Raw genomic sequence first — 20,446 nt, 5'->3', positions numbered from 1 at the left:
GTTGCGTCCCTTGCGGAAAACGCCCCGGCCGATCTGGCGCAGCTTCGCGGAACCGTGTTAGATCGGCCGCATGAGCACATCTAGCGTCAACGTCGTCGCCCACCCCCTGGTCCAGCACAAGCTCTCGCTGATGCGGGAGAAGGACCGCTCGACCAAGAGCTTTCGCGAGATCCTGAACGAGATCGGGATGCTGCTCGGCTACGAGGTGACGCGCGACCTGCCGCTGGAGCTGGTCGACATCGAGACGCCGATCGCCCCGATGCAGGCGCCGAAGATCGCCGGCAAGAAGCTCACGCTGGCGCCGATCCTGCGCGCCGGCGTCGGCTTTCTCGACGGCATGCTGGCGCTGATGCCGTCGGCGCGCATCGCCCATATCGGGCTCTACCGCGATCCCGAAACGCTGCAGGCCGTGGAATATTACTTCAAGGCGCCGCAGGACCTGTCGGACCGTACCGTGATCCTGATGGACCCGATGCTGGCGACCGGCAACTCGGCCTGCGCCGGCGCCACGTTGCTCAAGGCGCGCGGCGCCCGCGACATCCGCTTCGTCTGCCTGCTGGCGGCCCCGGAGGGCATCGCCCAGTTCCAGAGCGAGCATCCCGACGTGCCGATCTGGACCGCCGCGATCGACGAGCGGCTCAACGATCACGGCTACATCGTGCCGGGTCTCGGCGATGCCGGCGACCGGATGTTCGGCACCAAATAGACGAATTTGCGCGATCGGGCTCCGGTTGCCATGCATGCTGACGATGTTTCACTGCAATCGCTGATCGGACCTGCGACATCAGCCGATCCCGCCTTCGTGTTTGGCGGCACGCCCGTTTTGCGCGCGGAATTTTCCCGCAAGGTCGAGCAGACCGCGGCCTGGCTTGCCGCGCAGGGTATCGGCAAAGGCGACGTCGTGGCGGTCTGGCTGGTCAACCGTGTGGAATGGATTGCGCTGCTGTTTGCCGCCGCCAGGCTGGGAGCGATCGTCGCCGCCGTCAATACGCGCTATCGCAGCGCCGAAGTCGCGCATCTGCTGAAGCTATCAGGCGCAAAGCTGCTGGTCATCGAGGCGGCGTTCCGCTCGATCGATTTCGCTGCCATTCTCGCCGACATCGCCAAGACCGATGTCCCCGCGCTGCAACAGCTCGCGGTGGTCGGCGCGGATACGGTTCCTGCGCAATGGCCCAGTGTGCGCTTCGACGCCTTCGACAAGCATTATCCCCCGGCTCCGACTCAGCACGACATCGATCTGCCCGTGCTGCTCTACACCACATCGGGCACGACCAAAGGGCCAAAACTGGTGGCACATTCGCAGCGAACGCTGGCGAGCCACGCCAAGGCCGTGGCCAACGCGCTCCAGCTTTCGCCGCAGCGTCATGCCCTGCTGGCGATGCTGCCGTTCTGCGGCACCTTCGGCATGACGAGCCTGCTTGGCTTCGTCGCCGCCGGCGCCACCGTCCACGTGCTCGACGCCTTCGAGGCGGCGCCGGCGCTGAAGATCCTTGCCGAGCACAAGATCACCCACAGCTTCGGCTCCGACGAGATGTTCCGCCGCATCCTTGCGCTGACCGACGCAAGGCGGCCGTTCCCGCATCTGCAAGTTTGCGGCTTCGCCGCATTCCAGCCCGGCTGGCGCGAGCTGGCCGCGGAGGCCGAGGCACGCGGCCTGCCGCTGTTCGGCCTGTACGGCTCGAGCGAGGTGCAGGCGCTGTTCTCGATCGGGCGCGCCAGCGACGCCTTCGCCGACCGCATCGAGGGCGGCGGCTGGCCGATGTCCCCGGACGCGGAAGTCCGCGTGCGCGACACCGAAACCGGCGAGCTTGCGCCGCAAGGCGTCTCCGGCGAGATCGAAATCAGCGCGCCATCGTGCTTCATCGGCTATTTCAACAATCCGCAAGCCACCGGGGATGCGATCACTGCGGACGGCTTCTTCCGCACCGGCGATATCGGCCGCCTGCGCGGCGGCGCCTTCGTCTATGAGACCCGCGCAGGCGATGCGATGCGGCTCGGCGGCTTCCTGGTCGCGCCCGGCGAGATCGAGGACGAGCTCAAGTCCTGCGCCGGCGTTGCCGACGCCCAGGTCGTCGCCGTCGATCTGAAGGGCCAGGCGCGCTGTGTCGCTTTCGTAGTCCCGGCCGGAGCTCCGCCGCGTCAGGAGGTGCTGACGGCCCGCCTGCGCGAGCGGCTCGCCGGCTACAAGATTCCGGCACGGATCTATGTCGTGGATGCCTTCCCGGTCACCGACAGCGCCAATGGCGTCAAGATCCAGCGCGCAAAGCTCCGCACCATCGCGATGGAGCGGATCGCGGCCGAACCGAGCTAATACGACTTGGCAAGCCCCAGCACCTTTTCCGCGATGAAGCTCAGTGCGAGCTGCGGGCTGACCGGCGCGATGCGCGGGATCAGGATTTCGCGCAAGTAGCGCTCGACGTGAAACTCCTTGGCGTAGCCGAACCCGCCATGGGTCATCACCGCCTGCTCGCAGGCATGGTATCCGGCTTCGCCCGCGAAATATTTTGCGGCATTGGCGCCAGCGCCGCAGGGCAAGCCCTTGTCATATTGCCAGGCGGCCTGCATCACCATCAGCCAGGCCGCCTCGAGCTCGACCCAGTTCACCGCGAGCGGGTGCTGGATGCCTTGATTCTTCCCGATCGGCCGGTTGAACACGACACGGGTCTTGGCGTATTCGGTCGCGCGCGACAGCGCGAGCTTGCCGAGGCCGACGGCTTCTGCCGCGATCAGGATGCGCTCGGGGTTCATGCCTTCGAGGATGTACTGAAACCCTTTGCCCTCTTCGCCGATGCGGTCCTCGATCGGGATCTCGAAATCCTCGAAGAAGAGCTCGTTGGAATCGACGATCTTGCGGCCCATCTTCTCGATCTCGTGGACCTTGATCCTGTTGCGGTCGAAATCGGTGTAGAACAGGCTGAGGCCATGGGTGGGCGAGCGCACCTCCTCCAGCGGCGTGGTGCGCGCCAGCAGCAGGATCTTGTGCGCGACCTGCGCGGTCGAGATCCACACCTTCTGGCCGTTGACGATGTAGCGGTCGTTCTTGGCAACGGCGCGGGTCTTGAGCTGGGTGGTGTTGAGCCCGGTGTTCGGCTCGGTGACGGCGAAGCACGCCTTCTCGCGGCCCTCGACCATCGGCGGCAGCATGCGCTTGCGCTGCTCTTCGGTGCCGAACACGACGACGGGGTTGAGACCGAACACGTTGATATGCACGGCAGACGCGCCGGACATGCCGGCACCGGATTCGGCAATGGTGCGCATCATGATTGCAGCTTCGGTAATGCCGAGGCCCGAACCGCCATATTGCTCCGGAACGCAGATGCCGAGCCAGCCGGCATCCGCCAGCGCTTTGTGGAAGTCGTGCGGGAAGCCGCCGTCGTGGTCTTTCTTCAGCCAATAGGCGTCGGGAAAGCCTTCGCAGATCTTGGCGATGGCGTCGCGAATGGCTTCCTGCTGATCGGTGAGCGCGAAATCCATGGTCTTGGTCTCCTTGTTGGGAGCCGCGATTGCCCCATCTCCCGATCGCGTTCCCCGCGCAAAGGCCATGGCGCTTGCCGCGCCCGACATGCCCTGGCTTTTCGTTCTTTAGCTCGAAAAACCGCATGCAGATACGTGAATTTGTCCATCAACTGTGTCTAACATGCATGGCGTCATGCGGCGCAAAGCTAAGCGCGCCGTTATTTCGCAAGGAGGGAAACCGCGATGATGCACAAGAGGCCGGCCTGATGCGTTCGATGCTGTTCGTGCCGGGCGATTCCCCGCGCAAATTCGAGAAGGCGAGCGAAGGCAAGGCCGACGTCCTGATCATCGATCTCGAGGACTCCGTCGTCACCGACAAGAAGCCCGAGGCGCGGACCCTGACGCTTGCGATGCTCAGGAGCCGCCCCGGCCCGCACCAGCTCTATGTCCGCATCAACGCGCTCGACACCGGCATGACGCTGACCGATCTCGCCGCCATCATGCCGGGCAAGCCTGACGGCATCGTGCTGCCGAAATCGCAAGGCGGCGATGACGTGCGCCAGGTTGCGACCTGGCTTGAAGCACTGGAAGCAGCATCCGGAATCACAGCAGGCGCAACACGCATCGTCTGTGTGGCGACGGAAACCGCCAGCTCGATCTTCGGGCTCGGCAGCTACAGGGGCTGCTCCCCTCGCCTTGCCGGCTTGATGTGGGGCGCGGAAGATCTTTCCGCCTCGCTCGGCGCGACCGAGAAGGCGTCAGGCGGCGTGTTTCACAGCCCCTACCGCCTCGCGCGCGATCTGTGCCTGATGGCGGCGGCCGCGGCGGAAGTGGCGCCGATCGACACTGTCTATACCGACATCGACAATCTCGCAGGTCTCGAGCAGGAAACCCGCGCCGCGCGGCGCGACGGCTTTTCGGCGAAGGCGCTGATCCATCCCAAGCATGTCGACATCGTCAACGCGGCGTTCGCGCCGACCGACGCCGAGCGCATTTGGGCGGAGAAGGTCGTCGCCGCGTTCGCGAGCAATCCAAACGCCGGCACGCTGCGCCTCGACGGCCAGATGATCGACAAGCCGCACCTTCGCGCCGCGAAGAAGATCCTGGGCCAGATCTAGAGAAGTGGTCGCGCTGATGGCGCGGACGGTCGATCGGCTGCGGCCGAAGACCACCGCGGCCTGGTTTCAGTCGAATCCCTGAACGGGTGGCGTCGTGGTTGCCGCTGGCACCGCAGGCGCAACTTGAGCCGGCTGCGACACGGGAGCGGCTTGGACCGGCGGATTGCCGGCCGCTCTCATCTGACCGTTGGCCTCCATCGCCTCGCGGGTGCGTGGGGGCGCACCGGCGGCCGTCGTCCCATACGCCTCGCGACGTGGCGGCTGCCGGTGTCTTGCCGAGCGCGAACCTCTCATGCCCCATGACCGGGCGATGGCAGGACCGGCGGTATAGCCGATCACGGCGCCCGCGACGGCACCGACCGGCCCCAGCACGACCGCGCCGGACACGGCTCCGAGCGCCGCCGAGCCGGCGCGCTCCTGCGCAACGGCGCTTGCGGGCACGGCGGCCAGCATCACAACGGCAGTGATCAGAGCTTTGTTCATGGAGTGCCTCCCTCACCGGAAACCACTCCTTCTCAAATATGGCCACAGGAGGTTCGCTTGCCGGCCAACAAAAGGCAATCGACGGGGGAACCCGGCGGTCGAAGCGGCGATGACCTTAACCCCGCGAGCGCTAGGGCGTCGCAGATCGACGTTCACCGGAGGTCGTCATGCCCGGGCTTGTCCCGGGCATCCACGTTCTTTGTGCCGCGTAACAAGGCGTGGATGGCCGGGACAAGCCCGGCCATGACGATGTGAGCCGGCGGATTTCAATACGGCGACGAGCTCGACCTCGTGGTGGCCGGCGTTTGGCAAATCTCTTGACACGAAATTCGCGCTGCATATTTTTGCGGCGAGAACACCGTTCTCACCCTCGGAAATCAAAGGATCCAACGCGACCGTCTGGAGAGACGACGATGCTCGATGAGAATTTGGCCCGCATTCGTGCACATCGTAACAACATCCACCGTTACCGGCGTCTTCTGAAGACCAGGCTGTCGGCGCTCGAACGCCAGTTCATCGAGAGACGTCTCACGGAAGAAAGGTCGGCGCTCGAAAGCCTGACCGCGGCGACCTTCCCGGTTGCTCTCTCTGCCACCCAGGCGCCGATCGATGTGAGAGGAGCAATACAATGATCAGCCAGCGAGAGCTGCTCATTGGCGGCAGCGAAAAGGTGATCGGCCATTACGAACTGCTCCTGGCAAGCGCAAAGTCCGAGCAGGAGCGCGAGCTCTATCTCCAGCGGATCGAACGCGAGCGAAGGCTGATCCGCGACTTGCAAGGCGAGCAGGATCACCGCGCGGCTTGAGCCGCGATGTCATGCGGCTCACCACCCTCGCAGGGGATACACCGTTGATCTTCGGCCCCCTGCGACCGATTCAACGAACGAGGCGATTGGGCCCTGCGAGGGCGCTGCTGGACTCACTCGCGGGCGCGATCCTGACGCTCACGGTGAGCGGAACGCCGTTCCGCAAGACCGAGAGCCTCACATCCTCGCCGACGCGGGCAAGGCCGATGGTGTTGCGGAGCTGGGCGGCGGTGCGGATCGGGCGGTCGTCTGCTCCGGTGACCACATCCCCCCTGCGCAGGCCTGCCTTTTCCGCGGGCGAATCCGCGGCCACTTCGGCAATGACGGCGCCTTGAATCAATCCCCTGTTGGCCGAGGGATGCAGATCGTTCAGCGAGATGCCGATACGGCCGCGCTCGACGCGACCGTTGGCGATGATCTGCTCCATCACCTTGCGTGCCATGTTGACCGGAATGGCAAAGCCGATGCCGACATTGCCGCCGGCCGGAGAGATGATCGCCGAGTTGATGCCGACGAGTTCTCCGCGCAGGCTGACCGGCGCCCCGCCGGAATTGCCCGGATTGATTGCGGCGTCGGTCTGGATGAAATCCTCATAGCCCTGTTTGCCGATTCCAGTCCGGCCCAGCGCGCTGACGAGACCTGACGTCACGGTCTGGCCGAGCCCGAATGGATTTCCGATCGCGAGCACGAAGTCGCCGACTTCGAGCGCGTCGCTGTCGCCGAAGGGGAGCGCCTTGAGCCCGGTCGGGTTCTGAATCTGGAGTACCGCGACATCGGTGGGTGGATCACGTCCGACGACCTTCGCGGAAAACTGCCGGCCATCCTTGGTCGTGATCTGGACGGCGGAGGTGCCTTCGACCACGTGATTGTTGGTCAAGACATAGCCGCGCTGGGCATCGACGATCACGCCGGAGCCGGTCGCGTTGACCTCCTTCTCGATCTGCCTGGGGACGTCGAAGAACTCGCGAAACATCGGGTCGCGGTAGAGCGGGTTATCCTCCCGCACGCGGCCGTGCACGGAGATGTTGACCACGGCGGGCGTCACCTGACGCACCAGCGGCGCCAGGGTCGGCAGCGAGCCGCCGGTCTTCAGGTCGGGAATTTGGCCGGCAGCAGGCTGCAACGCCGTGGGCGTCAGCACCAGCATCGCCAGCAGGAGCAAACGCACAGCACGCATCTTCAGTACCTGCTACCTTGCCTGGGATTGGAACGTAAAAGCTCTGGCCTCAGATCTCGGCACGCGCCCCGGTGACGAGGCCTTGCAGAGCCAGAAATGGAACCGCCCAGACTGCCGAAGCCTGGCCGAGCAGCACGAGCCCGAGAACAGTCTGTGTGAGCATCATGCGCTTTGCCCCTCGGCGGCGGCCGATGGCCGCCGCAGCCGCATCGGGACGCCGCCGCCGCGCGGCGGGTCGTCATTGTCGTTGTCGCCGTCGAGCTTGCGCAGGGCAGCCAGGATATCGGCGAGCCGGACCGTGTGGCCCATGCCGGGGATCTCGCGCAAGGCGGGACAGGATTCCACCGCGTACATATCGGACGCCCAGGACGACAGGATGACCCGCTTCTCCGGCGTGGAGAGATCCTGTGCATTCAGGACCTCGGTAGGTGAATCGTAATGGGCGGCGGGATGAAACAGCGGATTGAGATTGCCGAAATTGGTATTCACGTTGGTCATCGGCGGTTGCCTCCCTCATACTCCTTTCAAGGGACGGGTTCGTTGACGGGGGACGGCGGCGCCAGAGGCCGCCGTCCGGCTTGTTGCTATTGCGTATTGATCGCGATGCGCTTGACGCCTTCGCGCGCCCTCTCGGACTTCGGCAGCGACACGGTCAGAACGCCGTTCCTGAACGACGCCTCGGCCTTGTCCTCCTCGACGCCTTCCAGCGGGATCTGCCGCTCGAAGGCACCATAATAGCGCTCGGTGAAGTACCGGCCCTCGCCGTTGCGCTCCGCCTTCTTCTCGCCGCGGACTGTCAGGACGCCATTGGCGATCTCGACCTGGACGTCCTTCTCGGTCAAGCCGGGAAGCTCGGCAGACACCGTCAGTGTCTTGTCGGTCTCGCTCAGTTCGACCTTCGGCCAGCCGAAACGGCCTTCCATCAGCGGCGACAGACCGGTCCCACTGACGCCGCGGAAAACGTCGTCGAACAGACGGTTCATCTCGCGGTGAAGCGTCAGGAAGGGGTCGAAACTGTCCCGCGTGGGCGCAAGCTCCTGGTTTCTCGACCAGGGAATGAGGTCACGAAAAGCCATGCTTGTCTCCTTCATGCATCGGGAGCGCGGCGCGCATTGCACGCCGCGTTCCGCCGTTGGACCGATCGAGCGCTTTAGGCTGCTTTCTTCTGCTCGATCTGCGATGCCGCAGGAGCGCCGCCCGCGATCGGAATCCGACGCGGCTTCATGGCTTCCGGAACCTCGCGGACGAGGTCGATGATCAGGAGCCCGTCCTGGAACGAGGCCTGCTTCACCTGGACATAGTCTGCGAGATTGAACACGCGCCGGAACGGACGCGCGGCGATGCCCTGGTACAGGTATTCGCGCGCGGCGGTCTCGGGCTTCCTGCCCTCGATGGTGAGCGCGTTCTGCTCGGCCGTCACGGTGATATCACTGGTGCTGAAACCCGCCACCGCAAGGCTGATCCGGTAATGGTCCTCGCCGGAGCGCTCGATATTGTAGGGGGGATAGTTGTCCTCGGTCGCCTGGCGCAGCGTGCTGTCGACGAGGTCGGCCAGGTGATCGAAGCCGATGGTGGAGCGCCACAGGGGCGCAAAGTCAAAACTGGTCCTCATAACCAAGTCCTCCAAAGAGCAAGATGGATACGAAGGAGCGCAGGACAGGGTATCAGACGGGTCCGACGACCGATCCGGCGCCCGCACCGGGCCCGATCTGGCGCCCGGCACACCGCTCTCGCGGCGAGAAATCAATTAGAAAAACGGCTGGCGGTTTCAAGGGGGAGGCTCGAAAAATTTTTGGCCGCCCAGCCGGTCGCCGGAATGCCTCAGGACTTCAGCGCGTCGCGCGCCGTCTCCGGCGTCATCAAGGTCGCAATGATCGTGATGACCGAAAGCGCGATGATGTAGAGCGACACCGGCCAGGACGTGCCGGCCCAGCCGAGCAGCGCGGTCGCGATCAGCGGCGAGAAGCCGCCGCTCAAGGCGGCCGCGACATTTGCCCCGAGCGAGGCGCCGCTGTAGCGCACCTTTGTGCGGAACAGTTCCGGCATGAACGCCGCCTTCGGCCCGAACAGCAGCGCATGCGTCAGCGTCATCGTGACGACGAGCGCGAGCGTGATCAGCACCGGCTCCCTGGTGTCGAGGAACCAGAACAGCGGAAAGGCGAGCGCCACCGTGAATACGCCGCCGGCAAGATACAGCGCCTTGCGGCCGAAAAGATCGGATAGCCAGCCGGCGAGCGGCAACGTGGTGAACTCGACGAGCGCGGCATAGACGACAGCATTCAGGATCACCTGGCGCGGGAGGCCGAGTTTTGTCGTGGCATAAAGCACGGTGAAGACAGTGAGGAGATAAGCGAGCCCCACTTCCGAGATCGTGATGCCGATCGCCAGCAGAAAGCTGCGCCAGTCGCGGCGAAGCACCTCCCACACCGGCTGCGCCAGCACCTCCTTGCGCTCGACCACCTCCTTGAAGTGCGGCGTCTCCGCAAGCTTGAGCCGTACGATGAGACCGATGCCGACCAGCAGAATGCTGATCCAGAACGGCACGCGCCAGCCCCAACTCAGGAAGTAGGCCTCGGGCAGTTGCGTCATCAGCCCGAACATGCCGGTGGAGGCAGCAACGCCGACGGGAAAGCCGATTTGCACCAGGCTGCCGTAGAAGCCGCGCCTGTTACCGGCGTGCTCGACCACCATCACGACCGCGCCGCTCCACTCGCCGCCGAGGCCAATGCCTTGCACAAAGCGCAGGATGACAAGCAGGATCGGCGCCCATACGCCGATTTGGCTGTAGGTCGGCAGGCAGCCGATCAGGAAGGTGCCGAGCCCCATCGCGATCATGGTCGCGACCAGCATCCTCTTGCGGCCGAGCCGGTCGCCGTAATGCCCGATGATGGCGCCGCCGATCGGCCGTGCCACGAAACCGACCGCATAAGTGGAGAATGCCGCCAGCGCGCCGACGAAGGGATCGAAGCTCGGGAAGAACAGCTTGTTGAGCACGAGCGCGGCCGCCGTGCCATAGATCAGGAAGTCATACCACTCGATCGCAGTGCCGAGCGCACTCGCCCACACCACATGCGCCGTCGTCGATCGCTCCGTTTCGCCGGAGACTCCTGTTGCCGCCGTCATTGCCCATCCGCCCCAAAAGATCCCGGGAGCATCATGGCCAATCGTGGTGTGGGTTGCAACTTGTCCGCGCAATGCCGTCAACCCGGATCACAGCGGGAGAGGATGCTCACAACTGTTTCAACCACGTCGTTGCGAGGAGCCCTTGCGACGAAGCAATCCAGACTGTCTCCGCGGAAAGATTCTGGATTGCTTCGCGTCGCTCGCAATGACGGGTGCTGAGGCAGTTGCGCACACGTCTCCGCAGCGCTTCTCGGCGAGAAGGAACCCTCATTGACGCCTGTATTTGTCATTGACAAACTGTTTCGCTAATATCTAATTTACCGCCATAACAACCGGCCGCACCAAGCGGCCAATAACGAGAGGAAACATCGATGAGAGGGCTTTTGGCCTGCGCCATGCTCGCGGCCATGACTTCGGCTGCCATGACCAATGTCGCGCGCGCGCAGGTCTCCGACGATGCAGTGCGGATCGGCGTGCTGACGGATCTGTCGAGCTGGGGCCGCGACAACTCCGGGCCGGGCTCGGTCGAGGCCGCCAGGATGGCGGTGGAGGAGTTCGGGCCGACCGTGCTTGGCAAGCCGATCGAGATCATCAGCGCCGATCACCAGATGAAGACGGACGTGGGCGTGCAGATCGTGCGCGGCTGGTTCGACAACGGCAAGGTCGACGCGGTGGTCGACATCCCCAATTCCGGCATCGCGATCGCCGTGCACAACATGGTGCGCGAGCGGGGCAAGATCGCCCTGCTCTCCGGCCCCGGCGCGAGCTCGCTCACCGACGAGCTGTGCAGCCCGAACACAGTGCACTTCACCTACGACACCTACGCACTGTCGAAGGTGACGGCGTCCGCCGTGATTAAGGAAGGCGGAAAATCCTGGTACTTCATCACCGCGGACTACGCCTTCGGCCAGCAGCTCGAGAAGGACGCCACGCGCTTCATCAACGAGATGGGCGGCAAGGTGCTCGGCGGCGTCAAGCACCCGACCAATACCGCGGATTTTTCGTCCTTTGCGCTGCAGGCGCAGAGCTCCAAGGCTGACGTCGTCGCCTTCGCCAATGCCGGCCAGGATACGGACAACGCGATCAAGCAATCCGGCGAGTTCGGCCTGGTGCAAGGCGGCCAGAAGCTCGTCGGCCTCTTGATGTTCGACACTGACGTGCACGCGATCGGCCTGAAGTCGGCGCAGGGCACCTACATGACGACGGCGTCCTACTGGAACATGGACGAGGCCACGCGGGCATGGTCCAAGAAATTCTATGCGCGCACCAACGTCATGCCGACCATGATCCATACCGGCGTCTACGGCTCGGTGCTGCATTATCTCAAGGCCATCAAGGCTGCAGGCACGGACGACCCCGCCAAGGTGATGGCCAAGATGCGCGAGCTGCCGATCGAGGATATTTTCGTCCATGGCGGCAAGTTGCGCGAGGACGGCCGCGTCATCCGCGACATGTATCTGGCCAGGGTGAAGGCACCAGAGCAGTCCAAGGAGCCCTGGGACTATCTTGACATCATCAAGACCGTGAAGGGCGAGGATGCCTTCCGCCCGGTCTCCGAATCCAAATGTCCGCTGCTGAAGCAGTGAGGTGAGACATGGCCGGCAGCGAGCATAGCGCAAGCGAAACATACGAGTGCGACGTGCTCGTGGCCGGATCAGGCTGCTCCGGCATGTCGGCGGCGATCACCGCGAGATATCGCGGCCTCGACGTGCTGATCGTCGAGAAGGAACCGCGCTTCGGCGGCACCACCGCGCGCTCCGGCGGCTGGCTGTGGATTCCGGGCACCGCCCTGGCGAAAGCCTACGGCATCGAGGAGACGCCGGAGCAGGCCCGTACCTATCTGCGCCACGAGGCCGGCAACAATTTCGATGCGGCGCGCGTCGATGCGTTCCTCAGCGCCGGCCCCGAGGCGGTGGATTTCTTCACCACCAAGACCGCGCTCCGCTTCGACATGCCACTGGTGTTCCCCGACTATCACGCCGAGGCGCCCGGCGGCGGGCAAGGCGGCCGCTCCATGGTGACATGCCCGTTCGATGGCCGTGAGCTGGGCGACCTCATCAAGACGCTCGGCATGCCCCTGCCCGAGCTCACCGTGTTCGGCATGATGCTGGGGTCAGGCAAAGAGATCATCCATTTCATGCGCGTCACGAAGTCGCTGACGTCAGCGGTTTATGTCGCAAAGCGGCTATCGCGCCACCTGATGGACGTGCTGCGCCATGGCCGCGGCATGACCTTGACCAACGGCAATGCGCTGGCGGGTCGGCTCGCAAAGTCCGCGCAGGATTTGAAGATCCCGATGTGGTTGTCTTCGCCGGTGCGCGAGCTGACGGTCGAGAATGGCACGGTGACCGGCGCGATCGTGTCGCGCGAGGGACGCGACGTCCGCGTCCGCGCGCGGCGGGGCGTCGTGCTCGCCTGCGGCGGCTTCCCGCATGATGTCGAGCGCCGCAAGAAGATGTTTCCGCATGCGCCGACCGGCGCGGAGCATTTCTCGCCGGGGCCGACCGGCAATACCGGCGACGGCCTGCGCCTCGCCGAAAGCGCGGGCGGACATATCGAGGATCGCCTGCCGAACGCGGCGGCCTGGGTCCCGGTGTCGCTCACGACGCGCAAGGACGGCTCGAAAGGCGTGATGCCGCACTTCATCGATCGTGCCAAGCCCGGCGTGATCGCGGTGATGCGCGACGGCAAGCGCTTTGCCAATGAAGGCAATTCCTACCACGACTTCGTCCAGGCCATGATCAAGGCGGCCAGGCCCGGCGAGGAGATCGCCGCCTATCTCGTCTGCGATCACAAGACGTTGCGCAAATACGGCCTCGGCTGCGTGCCGCCGTTCCCGATGCCGCTGGGACATCATCTCGCGAGCGGCTATCTCATGCGCGGCGATACGCTGGAAGCGCTGGCGGCAAAGGCCGGCATCGACGCGAAGGGCTTTGCGGAGACAGTCAGGCAGTTCAACGCGACCGCGCCGCTCGGACAGGACCCCGCCTTCGGCAAAGGTTCAAAAGCCTATAACCGCTACCAGGGCGACGCACTACACGGTCCCAATCCTTGCGTCGCGCCGATCGAGAACGGCCCGTTCTACGCCATCAAGATGGTCACAGGCGATCTCGGCACCTATGCCGGTATCGTCACCGACGAGAACGCGCGCGCTCTCGACGCCGAAGGCCGGGTGATTCCCGGGCTCTATGCCGCCGGCAACGACATGGCGAGCATCATGGGTGGCAATTATCCCGGCGCCGGCATCACGCTTGGGCCCGCGCTGACCTTCGGCTACATTGCCGGGCGACACCTTGCCGACAGCGCCAGCAAGCGCGACGCGGCGTAGAGCATGATCCGGAAAAGTGTGCAGCGGTTTTCCGAAGAGATCATGCTCAAACAAGGACTCAAGCGCATCGGGAACGCATGAAGAAAGAAAGCCGCGGCATCCAATCGATCGAGGTCGGCGGAGAATTGCTGCGCGCGCTCGCGAGATGCGGCGAGCCGATGATGCTGCGCGATCTCGCGCGCGAGGCCGGCATGACGCCGGCCAAGGCGCATCCTTATCTCGCCAGCTTCTCCCGCATCGGGCTGATCGAGCAGGACGAGACCACCGGCCGCTACGAGATCGGCGCGCTGGCGCTCGAGCTCGGACTGATCAGCCTGCGCCGCCTCTCCGGCGTGCGCATCGCGCAGCCGAAGATCGCGGCGCTCGCAAGCCAGATCGGCCACGCGGTCTCGCTCGCGGTCTGGGGCACGCACGGCCCGACCGTGGTGCAGCTGGAAGAGCCCGGCCAGCCCGTCCACATCGTCATGCGCGCGGGATCGGTGATGGCGTTGCTGGAGACCGCCACGGGGCGTGCCTTCGCAGCGTTCCTGCCGGAGAAGACCATCAACGCCGCGCTCGAGAGCGGCCTCGATCGCCAGGGCGTCGGCTACAATCCGAAGCGGCCGGTGAAAGGCAAGGTCGCGGAGATGCTGACCGAGGTCCGCAAGCACGGGCTCGCCCGCGCGCTCGGCGATCCCCTGCCCGGCGTGAACGCGTTCGCCGCACCGGTGTTCGATCATTCAGGCCATGTCGCGCTGGTCATCACCGCCATGGGACCGGAAGGCACGTTCGAAGCGCGCTGGGACAGCCCGATCGCGCACGCGCTGCGCGATTGCGCGGGGGCGATTTCGAAGCGGCTTGGTTACGGAATGAATGTTGCGGCGGAGTGAAAGGCGAACCGCCCGCCTCACAACAGGTGTCATGCCCCGCGCAGGCGAGGCATCCAGTACGCCGCGGCCTATCGGTTCAATCACCGCCGTCTCGGCGTACTGGATCGCCCGGTCAAGCCGGGCGATGTCAGCGAGAATGGAGCCGCCCTGCTTATCCTTCACCGGCACCGTGTAGAAATCGTAGGGTGGGCAAAGGCGCACTTGCGCCGTGCCCACGACTAGGTGGTGGGCACGCTTCGCTTTGCCCACCCTACGATACTGCAGAAGAGCCTCAATTCGCCCCAGCTCTCAGCGCCGCCGGCATATAGATCTGCGCGTAGCCTTCCTTGATCGCGGAGGTGATGCGGTCGAGGCGGCGGTCGATGTGCTTCTCCAGCACCGAGACGCAGACCTCTTCGTTGCGTGCCATCAGGCCCTCGATCACCGCGCGATGCTCGGCCTGGGTGTTGGTACGGTTGATGCTGTCCATGTCGATCCAGCGCACGAAGCGGATGCGGGCGTTGACGTTGCGCAAGACGCGCAGCATCTCGGCATTGTTCGACATCGCCATCAGCCGCTCGTGAAAAGTCTCGTCCAGCTCGACGAGCTCGACCGATGTGCGGTCGCCGGGATCGGGGCCGGTGGCCTCGAGGAATTTCAGCAGCGCGTCGATATCTTCGTCCTTGGCGCGCTTGATGGCGAGGCGGACCGCGGCGACTTCGATCGACTTGCGCAGCTCGTAGAGATCGAAGATCTCGTGGGCGTCGAGCTCGCGGCAGAAGAAGCCCTTGCCCGGCGTGAAACGCAGAAAACCTTCGGTGTTGAGACGATTGAGCGCTTCGCGCAGCGGCGTGCGGCTGACGCCGAGGCGCTTGGCCAGTTCGCCTTCGTTGAGCCGCTCGCCCGGCTTGAACTCATAGCTCACGGCCATGGCCTTGAGCTGTTCATAGACGCGATCGACGATACTGTCGGAGGCCAGTTCCACGTTGCTCATCATCAACTGCATTCATGACCGAACACAGCCAAATATACCGGGGCTGCGGCGGCGATTGCAATGCAAACAACAGCAGAGGTGCGAGGAGCTGTGTGACATCAGGAATCAGCCGAAGGCGCGCGGGCGCAGTCCAGCATGAAACCAGGTGATCATGGAATAGATGTCGTAAACGGGCAACCCGACTTCGGCCTGCAGCGCTGCCGCATAAGGCGGCATGTTGGTGCATTCGAGCACGATGGCGCCGACGTCGGGGTTTTTCGCGACCAGCTCTTTGCCGGCCTCGACCACGTCGCGCTCGGCCTGCGCGACGTCCATGTCATCCTTCTCGGCCTTGATCAGGACGCGGAAAAACTCCTTGCCGTGCTCGGTACCGACCACCGGCGTATCGAGCGGCACGCCGGCACCTTCGAGATGGGCCGGTGTCAGGGTCGAGCCCGATACCGTGACGAGGCCGACGCGCTTGCCAGGCGGCAAGGTCGCCTGCACCCACGGCACCTGCATCAACGACGAGGTCGCAACCGGCACGCCGACCGCGGCGGCGATCTCCTTCTGGAACAGGGAGAGGAAGCCGCAATTGGTGGTGATGGCTTCGGCCCCGAGCCGCACCAAGTCCTTCGCCGCATCGATGAAATCAGGCAGCAGGCCAGCCGCGCCCTTCAGCACCACCTTCTCCGGCGACGCCCCGCTCACCACGCGATAGAGCACGGGGAAGGGCCAGGTCGTGCCATTGCCCATGTCGCCGGGGATGCGCGGAAAGCGCGCTTCCAGCATCAAAATGCCGAGCGGCGCGCCGTAGATGGCCTTGCCGCCACGGGCGATGCGGGATGAGGAACTGGACGTATAAGTCATGTTGCAAGCTCAGAGGAAGCGATCGGGAGAAAACGGCGCGAGCGGAATTTCGGGCGGCTTGCCGCTCAGGAGCTGGGCGACGAGGCGACCGGTGCGAGCTGAGCCGACCAGGCCGACATGACCATGGCCGAAGGCATAGACGATGTCGCGCGAGGCGCGGGAGTAGCCGATGCAGGGACGTCCGTCCGGCATGCTCGGACGATGGCCGAACCACATCTTGATGCGCGAGGCGGGAATGTCCCTCGGCAGTTTCGGAAACATGCTGAGAAGGTGGTCGCGCAGAATCTCCGCGCGCTTCCAGTTCGGCGCGGCCTCGAGGCCCGCGATCTCGACCGTGCCTGCGGCGCGCAAGCCCTTGTTGGTCCAGTTTGCCACCATCTTGGCGTCGGAGGCCATCATCGAGCTGCGCGGACCTGCTTCGGGGTTCTCGATCATGACGTGATAGCCGCGCTCGGTCTCGAGCGGTAGCGGATCGCCGACGGACGCAGTCAGCTGCTTCGACCGCGCGCCGGCGGCCACCACAGCGGCATCGCAAGCAATCTCGCCGGTGTCGGTGAGAACGGCGACGAGCTTGTTGCCGCTCAGCTTAAGCCCGGTTGCCTTGGCACGAACCAGCTTCGCGCCGCTCGCCAGCGCGTGTTGGGCAAGCGCGGCAACATAAGCGCCGGGATCACGGCAGCGTCCCGCCTCCTCCACCACCACACCAAAGGTATAGCGCGGATGCAGATCCGGCTCGCGCTGACGCATCTCGTCGGCGTTCAGCTCCAGCCATTCGACGCCGACCTTCCTGCGCAGGCGCCAGCCGAGATCGTAGTCGAAATTGCCGCGCGACGGGAACACATGCATCACGCCGTTGCGCTCGATCAGCTCAGGCACGCCAGCTTCTTCCGCCAGCTTCCGGTGCAACAGCGGCGCGTCCTTCAGGAGGTCGCGCAGCGCGAACGCTGTCTTCTCGACACGCGCCTCGGTCCAGCCCGACAGCAGATATTTGATCAGCCAGGGCAGCGCCTTCGGCAGATATGACCAGCGGATCGCGAGCGGGCCGAGCGGGTCCATCAGATAACCCGGCACCTTCTTCCAGACGCCGGGCTCGGCCGGCGGGATCACCGAATGCGACGAGAGCCAGCCGGCATTGCCGTAGCTTGCCGCCTGTTCGCCGCCCGGCTCGCCCGGATCGATCAGCGTGACGCGATGCCCTTCGCGCAGCGCCTCGATGGCGCTGATCACGCCGATCGCGCCGGCCCCGATGATGGCGACGTGGCGACCCTCTGCCATCGCTTACGCCTTCACCTGCGGCACAAAATCCTTGCCGACCGAGATCGCGCGGGGATCGATGATACAGTGGAGGATCGACGGCTTGCCGGAAGCGAGCGCGCGCTCGAACGCCGGTGCGAATTGCTCGGTGCGCTCGACCCGCTCGCCATGGCCGCCGAACGCTTTCGCGTACATCGCGAAATCAGGATTTTTCAGCTGGGTGCCGACGACGCGGCCGGGATAGTCGCGCTCCTGGTGCATGCGGATGGTGCCGTATTGCGAGTTGTCGACCACGATCACGATCAGCGGCGCGTCATACTGCACGGCGGTCGCAAACTCCTGGCCGTTCATCAGGAAGCAGCCGTCGCCGGCGAAGGCGACGACGACGCGGTCAGGATATTGCCGCTTCGCCAGCACGCCGGCCGGCACGCCATAGCCCATCGAGCCCGAGGTCGGCGCGAGCTGCGAGGCAAAGCTGTGGAAGCGATGATGGCGATGAATCCAGCCGGCATAATTGCCGGCGCCATTGCAGACGATCGCATCCTTCGGCAAGCGGTCACGCAACCAGGTCATGACCTGACCGTACTGGAAATTGCCCGGCAGCTCCCGCGCCTTCTCGGTCCAGGCGAGATAATCGGCATGCGCCTTGGCGGCCTCGCCCTTCCAGGCAACGGCACTCGAAGGCTTCAGCGTCTCCACAGCGGCTGCGAACGCGGCGGGCGTCGCCTGGATCGCCAGCTCCGGCTGATAGATGCGGCCGAGCTCTTCGGAGCCGGGATGCACATGGATCAGCTTCTGCTTCGGCGAGGGAATGTCGAGCAGCGTGTAGGACGAGGACGGCATCTCCGACATGCGGCCGCCGATGAGGAGAATGACGTCAGCGTTGTCGACGCGCGCTTTCAGGCCCGGGCTCGGCCCGATGCCGAGATCGCCGGCATAATGCGAATGATCGGCATCGATCAGCGAGGCCCGGCGGAACGAGGTCGCGACCGGCAGATCGAAGCGCTCGGCAAACCGCGCGATGCTCTTGGTAGCCTCATCGGTCCAGCGCGAGCCCCCGAGAATGACCAGGGGTGCCTTCGCGCCAGCGAGCAGCGCACCGACACGTTCGATGTCTGGTGGCGCCGGCCAGCTCACCGCGGGCTCGATGCGCATGGCGTCGGCCACAGCGGCGGTCTCGGTCAGCATGTTCTCCGGCAACGCGATCACCACCGGACCCGGACGGCCCTGCATGGCGACGCGGAAGGCGCGCGCGACCAGCTCGGGAATGCGGTCGGGGCGATCGATCTCGACGGCCCATTTCGCCATGGAGCCGAATACCGCCTTGTAGTCGAGCTCCTGGAACGCCTCGCGCTCGCGCATGCCGGTGTCGACCTGGCCGACGAACAGGATCATCGGGGTGGAGTCCTGCATCGCGATGTGGACGCCGTGGCTGGCATTGGTGGCGCCGGGGCCGCGGGTGACGAAGCAAACGCCGGGGCGCCCGGTGAGCTTGCCATAGGCTTCCGCCATCATCGCAGCGCCGCCCTCGGCGCGGCAGATCACGACGTCGATCGCGCTGTCGTGCAAGGCATCGAGCGCCGCCAGATAGCTTTCACCGGGAACGCAGGTAACCCGCTCGACGCCTTGCGCGACCAGCTGATCGATCAGGATCTGGCCCCCGGTGCGGGTGTTTCTGATGGTCATGACGGCTCCCTGCATGCTTTAGCGAACGCGCTGTTGTTCCGAGGTGGCGTAGGACAGGAGGACATGAGGTGCAAGGCCGATGCTGACAGTGCAGAGAGCATCGGCACGCCTCGGCTTCACAAAATTTTCTCTCGCTTTGCCAACGGACTAGGCTCTAACCTGCCGCATCGCTCAAATGCCCGGCAGGGCTGCGATACCATATTGCATTATGTTCTGAATACAGAAATAGTCCGCCTGCCGGCTAATGATCCCATCCCCAGGGAGTACCGACGATGAACCGCAGGGACGCACTCACCACCGTCGCGCTGGCAGGCGCCGCAATGGCCGCGACCGCGCCAGTCAAGGCCGACACCGCGCCGACCTCCACGCTCGATCGCATCAAGAAGAGCGGCGTGCTGCGCATCGCTGTCATCGCCGGCCAGGACCCCTATTTCCACAAGGACCTCGCCACCAATCAATGGTCGGGCGCCTGCATCGACATGGCGAATGACATTGCGGGCAAGCTGGGCGCCAAGGTCGAGATGCTGGAATCGACCTGGGGCAACCAGATCCTCGATCTTCAGGCCGACAAGGTCGACCTCGCCTTCGCCGTGAATCCGACGCCGGAGCGCTCGCTCGTCATCGACTTCTCGACCCCGATCCTGGTGCACTCCTTCACCGTCATCACCAAGAAGGGCTTTGCCAAGCCGCAGACCTGGACCGAGCTCAACAAGGCGGAGGTCAAGATCGCCGTCGACATCGGCTCGACGCACGAGACCATCGCGCGCCGCTACTGCCCGAAGGCTGACATCCTCGGCTTCAAGACCCGCGACGAGGCGATCCTTGCGGTGTCGACCGGCCGCGCCGACTGCAACGTCTCGCTCGCGGTGCTGTCGATCTTCACACTGAAGAAGAATCCGACGCTCGGCGAGCTCGCGATCCCGCGGCCGATCCTGACGCTGCCGACCAATCTCGGCATCCGCGCCGAAGCCGACCGCCGCTACAAGGATTTCCTCAGCGCCTGGGCCGACTACAACCGGTCGCTCGGCCAGACCCGCGAATGGCTGCTGAAGGCCTATCAAACCGTCGGCCTCAGCGCCGACGACATTCCCGGCGAAGTGCAGTTCTGATCGGTCAATCATGTCAGGGACGCGTCAGCCGCGCAGCAAGCGGCTGAAGACGTTCTTGAGCCGGTTGCACCGGACACATTGACGCGGATGCCCTGAATAAACCGGGACGCTGATATGCGCGCCGCCTTACGTGGCACTTCCGGTGTTGACGCGAATCCACGCGCGTTTAAGTAGGTGAGACAAAGACTGCAGGGATGGCGACGTTTGCTGGGCTGG

The 20,446-nt window shown here is 64.8% G+C and carries 20 protein-coding genes; 9 read left to right on the top strand and 11 right to left on the bottom strand.

The features are described from left to right. Window positions 1–70 precede the first annotated feature (70 nt). Together upp and XH80_RS34035 are read left to right on the top strand one after the other, a co-directional pair. Complete coding sequence (gene upp / locus XH80_RS34040) at window positions 71–706, top strand: uracil phosphoribosyltransferase (RefSeq protein WP_220006491.1); 636 nt, start codon at window positions 71–73, stop codon at window positions 704–706. A 30-nt stretch (window positions 707–736) separates the two neighbouring features. Then, complete coding sequence (locus XH80_RS34035; protein WP_271602392.1) at window positions 737–2,311, top strand: AMP-binding protein; 1,575 nt, start codon at window positions 737–739, stop codon at window positions 2,309–2,311. Here the strand turns inward: XH80_RS34035 and XH80_RS34030 are convergent. Next, the gene (locus XH80_RS34030) at window positions 2,308–3,474 is read right to left on the bottom strand and encodes an acyl-CoA dehydrogenase family protein (protein ID WP_271602391.1); all 1,167 of its coding nucleotides are present in this window, start codon (window positions 3,472–3,474) and stop codon (window positions 2,308–2,310) included. The two genes, XH80_RS34035 and XH80_RS34030, sit on opposite strands and share 4 nt — an antisense overlap. 248 nt (window positions 3,475–3,722) lie before the next feature. Between XH80_RS34030 and XH80_RS34025 the strand changes: the two genes are divergently transcribed. After that, window positions 3,723–4,574 (top strand): HpcH/HpaI aldolase/citrate lyase family protein, encoded by an 852-nt coding sequence (locus XH80_RS34025; protein WP_271602390.1) that lies wholly within the window; start codon window positions 3,723–3,725, stop codon window positions 4,572–4,574. A gap of 66 nt (window positions 4,575–4,640) precedes the next feature. Here XH80_RS34025 and XH80_RS34020 read toward each other — a convergent pair whose 3' ends face one another. Continuing rightward, a complete protein-coding gene (locus XH80_RS34020; RefSeq protein ID WP_271602389.1) occupies window positions 4,641–5,057 on the bottom strand; it encodes a hypothetical protein in 417 nt (138 codons plus the stop codon). Between the two features lie 413 nt (window positions 5,058–5,470). Between XH80_RS34020 and XH80_RS34015 the strand changes: the two genes are divergently transcribed. Together XH80_RS34015 and XH80_RS34010 are read left to right on the top strand one after the other, a co-directional pair. Beyond that, window positions 5,471–5,689: a hypothetical protein gene (locus XH80_RS34015; protein ID WP_271602388.1), complete on the top strand. Its 219-nt coding sequence runs from the start codon at window positions 5,471–5,473 to the stop codon at window positions 5,687–5,689. Continuing rightward, window positions 5,686–5,862 carry a hypothetical protein gene (locus XH80_RS34010; RefSeq protein ID WP_271602387.1) on the top strand — a complete coding sequence of 59 codons (177 nt, stop codon included), beginning with the start codon at window positions 5,686–5,688 and terminating at the stop codon, window positions 5,860–5,862. Before XH80_RS34015 ends, XH80_RS34010 begins: the two co-directional genes overlap by 4 nt. A gap of 70 nt (window positions 5,863–5,932) precedes the next feature. Here the strand turns inward: XH80_RS34010 and XH80_RS34005 are convergent, their stop codons facing one another. The 5 genes from XH80_RS34005 to XH80_RS33985 all read right to left on the bottom strand — a co-directional run bounded on the left by XH80_RS34005 (window position 5,933) and on the right by XH80_RS33985 (window position 10,162). Further along, entirely contained in the window at window positions 5,933–7,039 is a 1,107-nt protein-coding gene (locus XH80_RS34005; RefSeq protein ID WP_442869194.1) for a trypsin-like peptidase domain-containing protein, read from the bottom strand. A 162-nt stretch (window positions 7,040–7,201) separates the two neighbouring features. Next, on the bottom strand, window positions 7,202–7,537 hold the full coding sequence (locus XH80_RS34000; RefSeq protein ID WP_271602386.1) for a hypothetical protein: 336 nt from the start codon (window positions 7,535–7,537) through the stop codon (window positions 7,202–7,204). An 86-nt stretch (window positions 7,538–7,623) separates the two neighbouring features. Further along, window positions 7,624–8,115 carry an Hsp20/alpha crystallin family protein gene (locus XH80_RS33995; protein ID WP_271602385.1) on the bottom strand — a complete coding sequence of 164 codons (492 nt, stop codon included), beginning with the start codon at window positions 8,113–8,115 and terminating at the stop codon, window positions 7,624–7,626. A gap of 74 nt (window positions 8,116–8,189) precedes the next feature. Beyond that, a complete protein-coding gene (locus tag XH80_RS33990) occupies window positions 8,190–8,651 on the bottom strand; it encodes an Hsp20 family protein (RefSeq protein ID WP_057742975.1) in 462 nt (153 codons plus the stop codon). A gap of 209 nt (window positions 8,652–8,860) precedes the next feature. Then, window positions 8,861–10,162: an MFS transporter gene (locus tag XH80_RS33985; protein WP_271602384.1), complete on the bottom strand. Its 1,302-nt coding sequence runs from the start codon at window positions 10,160–10,162 to the stop codon at window positions 8,861–8,863. A gap of 371 nt (window positions 10,163–10,533) precedes the next feature. Between XH80_RS33985 and XH80_RS33980 the strand changes: the two genes are divergently transcribed. The 3 genes from XH80_RS33980 (at window position 10,534) to XH80_RS33970 (ending at window position 14,359) form a co-directional block, all read left to right on the top strand. Continuing rightward, window positions 10,534–11,748, top strand: coding sequence for an ABC transporter substrate-binding protein (locus XH80_RS33980; RefSeq protein WP_271602383.1), 1,215 nt, complete (start codon window positions 10,534–10,536; stop codon window positions 11,746–11,748). Window positions 11,749–11,756: 8 nt separating this feature from the next. Continuing rightward, a complete protein-coding gene (locus XH80_RS33975; protein ID WP_271602382.1) occupies window positions 11,757–13,490 on the top strand; it encodes an FAD-dependent oxidoreductase in 1,734 nt (577 codons plus the stop codon). Window positions 13,491–13,567: 77 nt separating this feature from the next. Next, window positions 13,568–14,359, top strand: coding sequence for an IclR family transcriptional regulator (locus XH80_RS33970; protein WP_271602381.1), 792 nt, complete (start codon window positions 13,568–13,570; stop codon window positions 14,357–14,359). A 271-nt stretch (window positions 14,360–14,630) separates the two neighbouring features. Here the strand turns inward: XH80_RS33970 and XH80_RS33965 are convergent, their stop codons facing one another. The 4 genes from XH80_RS33965 to XH80_RS33950 all read right to left on the bottom strand — a co-directional run bounded on the left by XH80_RS33965 (window position 14,631) and on the right by XH80_RS33950 (window position 19,121). Next, window positions 14,631–15,332, bottom strand: coding sequence for a GntR family transcriptional regulator (locus XH80_RS33965; protein ID WP_271602380.1), 702 nt, complete (start codon window positions 15,330–15,332; stop codon window positions 14,631–14,633). Window positions 15,333–15,437: 105 nt separating this feature from the next. Then, the gene (locus tag XH80_RS33960) at window positions 15,438–16,181 is read right to left on the bottom strand and encodes an aspartate/glutamate racemase family protein (protein WP_271602379.1); all 744 of its coding nucleotides are present in this window, start codon (window positions 16,179–16,181) and stop codon (window positions 15,438–15,440) included. Between the two features lie 9 nt (window positions 16,182–16,190). Next, window positions 16,191–17,456, bottom strand: a complete 1,266-nt coding sequence (locus XH80_RS33955) for an NAD(P)/FAD-dependent oxidoreductase (protein ID WP_271602378.1) — start codon at window positions 17,454–17,456, stop codon at window positions 16,191–16,193. Between the two features lie 3 nt (window positions 17,457–17,459). Continuing rightward, entirely contained in the window at window positions 17,460–19,121 is a 1,662-nt protein-coding gene (locus XH80_RS33950) for a thiamine pyrophosphate-binding protein (RefSeq protein WP_271602377.1), read from the bottom strand. Between the two features lie 272 nt (window positions 19,122–19,393). Between XH80_RS33950 and XH80_RS33945 the strand changes: the two genes are divergently transcribed. Then, window positions 19,394–20,230 carry a transporter substrate-binding domain-containing protein gene (locus XH80_RS33945; RefSeq protein ID WP_271602376.1) on the top strand — a complete coding sequence of 279 codons (837 nt, stop codon included), beginning with the start codon at window positions 19,394–19,396 and terminating at the stop codon, window positions 20,228–20,230. The last annotated feature ends 216 nt before the right edge of the window (window positions 20,231–20,446 follow it).

The sequence above is a fragment of the Bradyrhizobium sp. CCBAU 45384 genome (assembly GCF_028128665.1).
In the GTDB taxonomy this organism is placed as follows: Bacteria; Pseudomonadota; Alphaproteobacteria; order Rhizobiales; family Xanthobacteraceae; genus Bradyrhizobium; species Bradyrhizobium manausense.
This window is presented reverse-complemented; position numbering and strand designations above follow the sequence as displayed.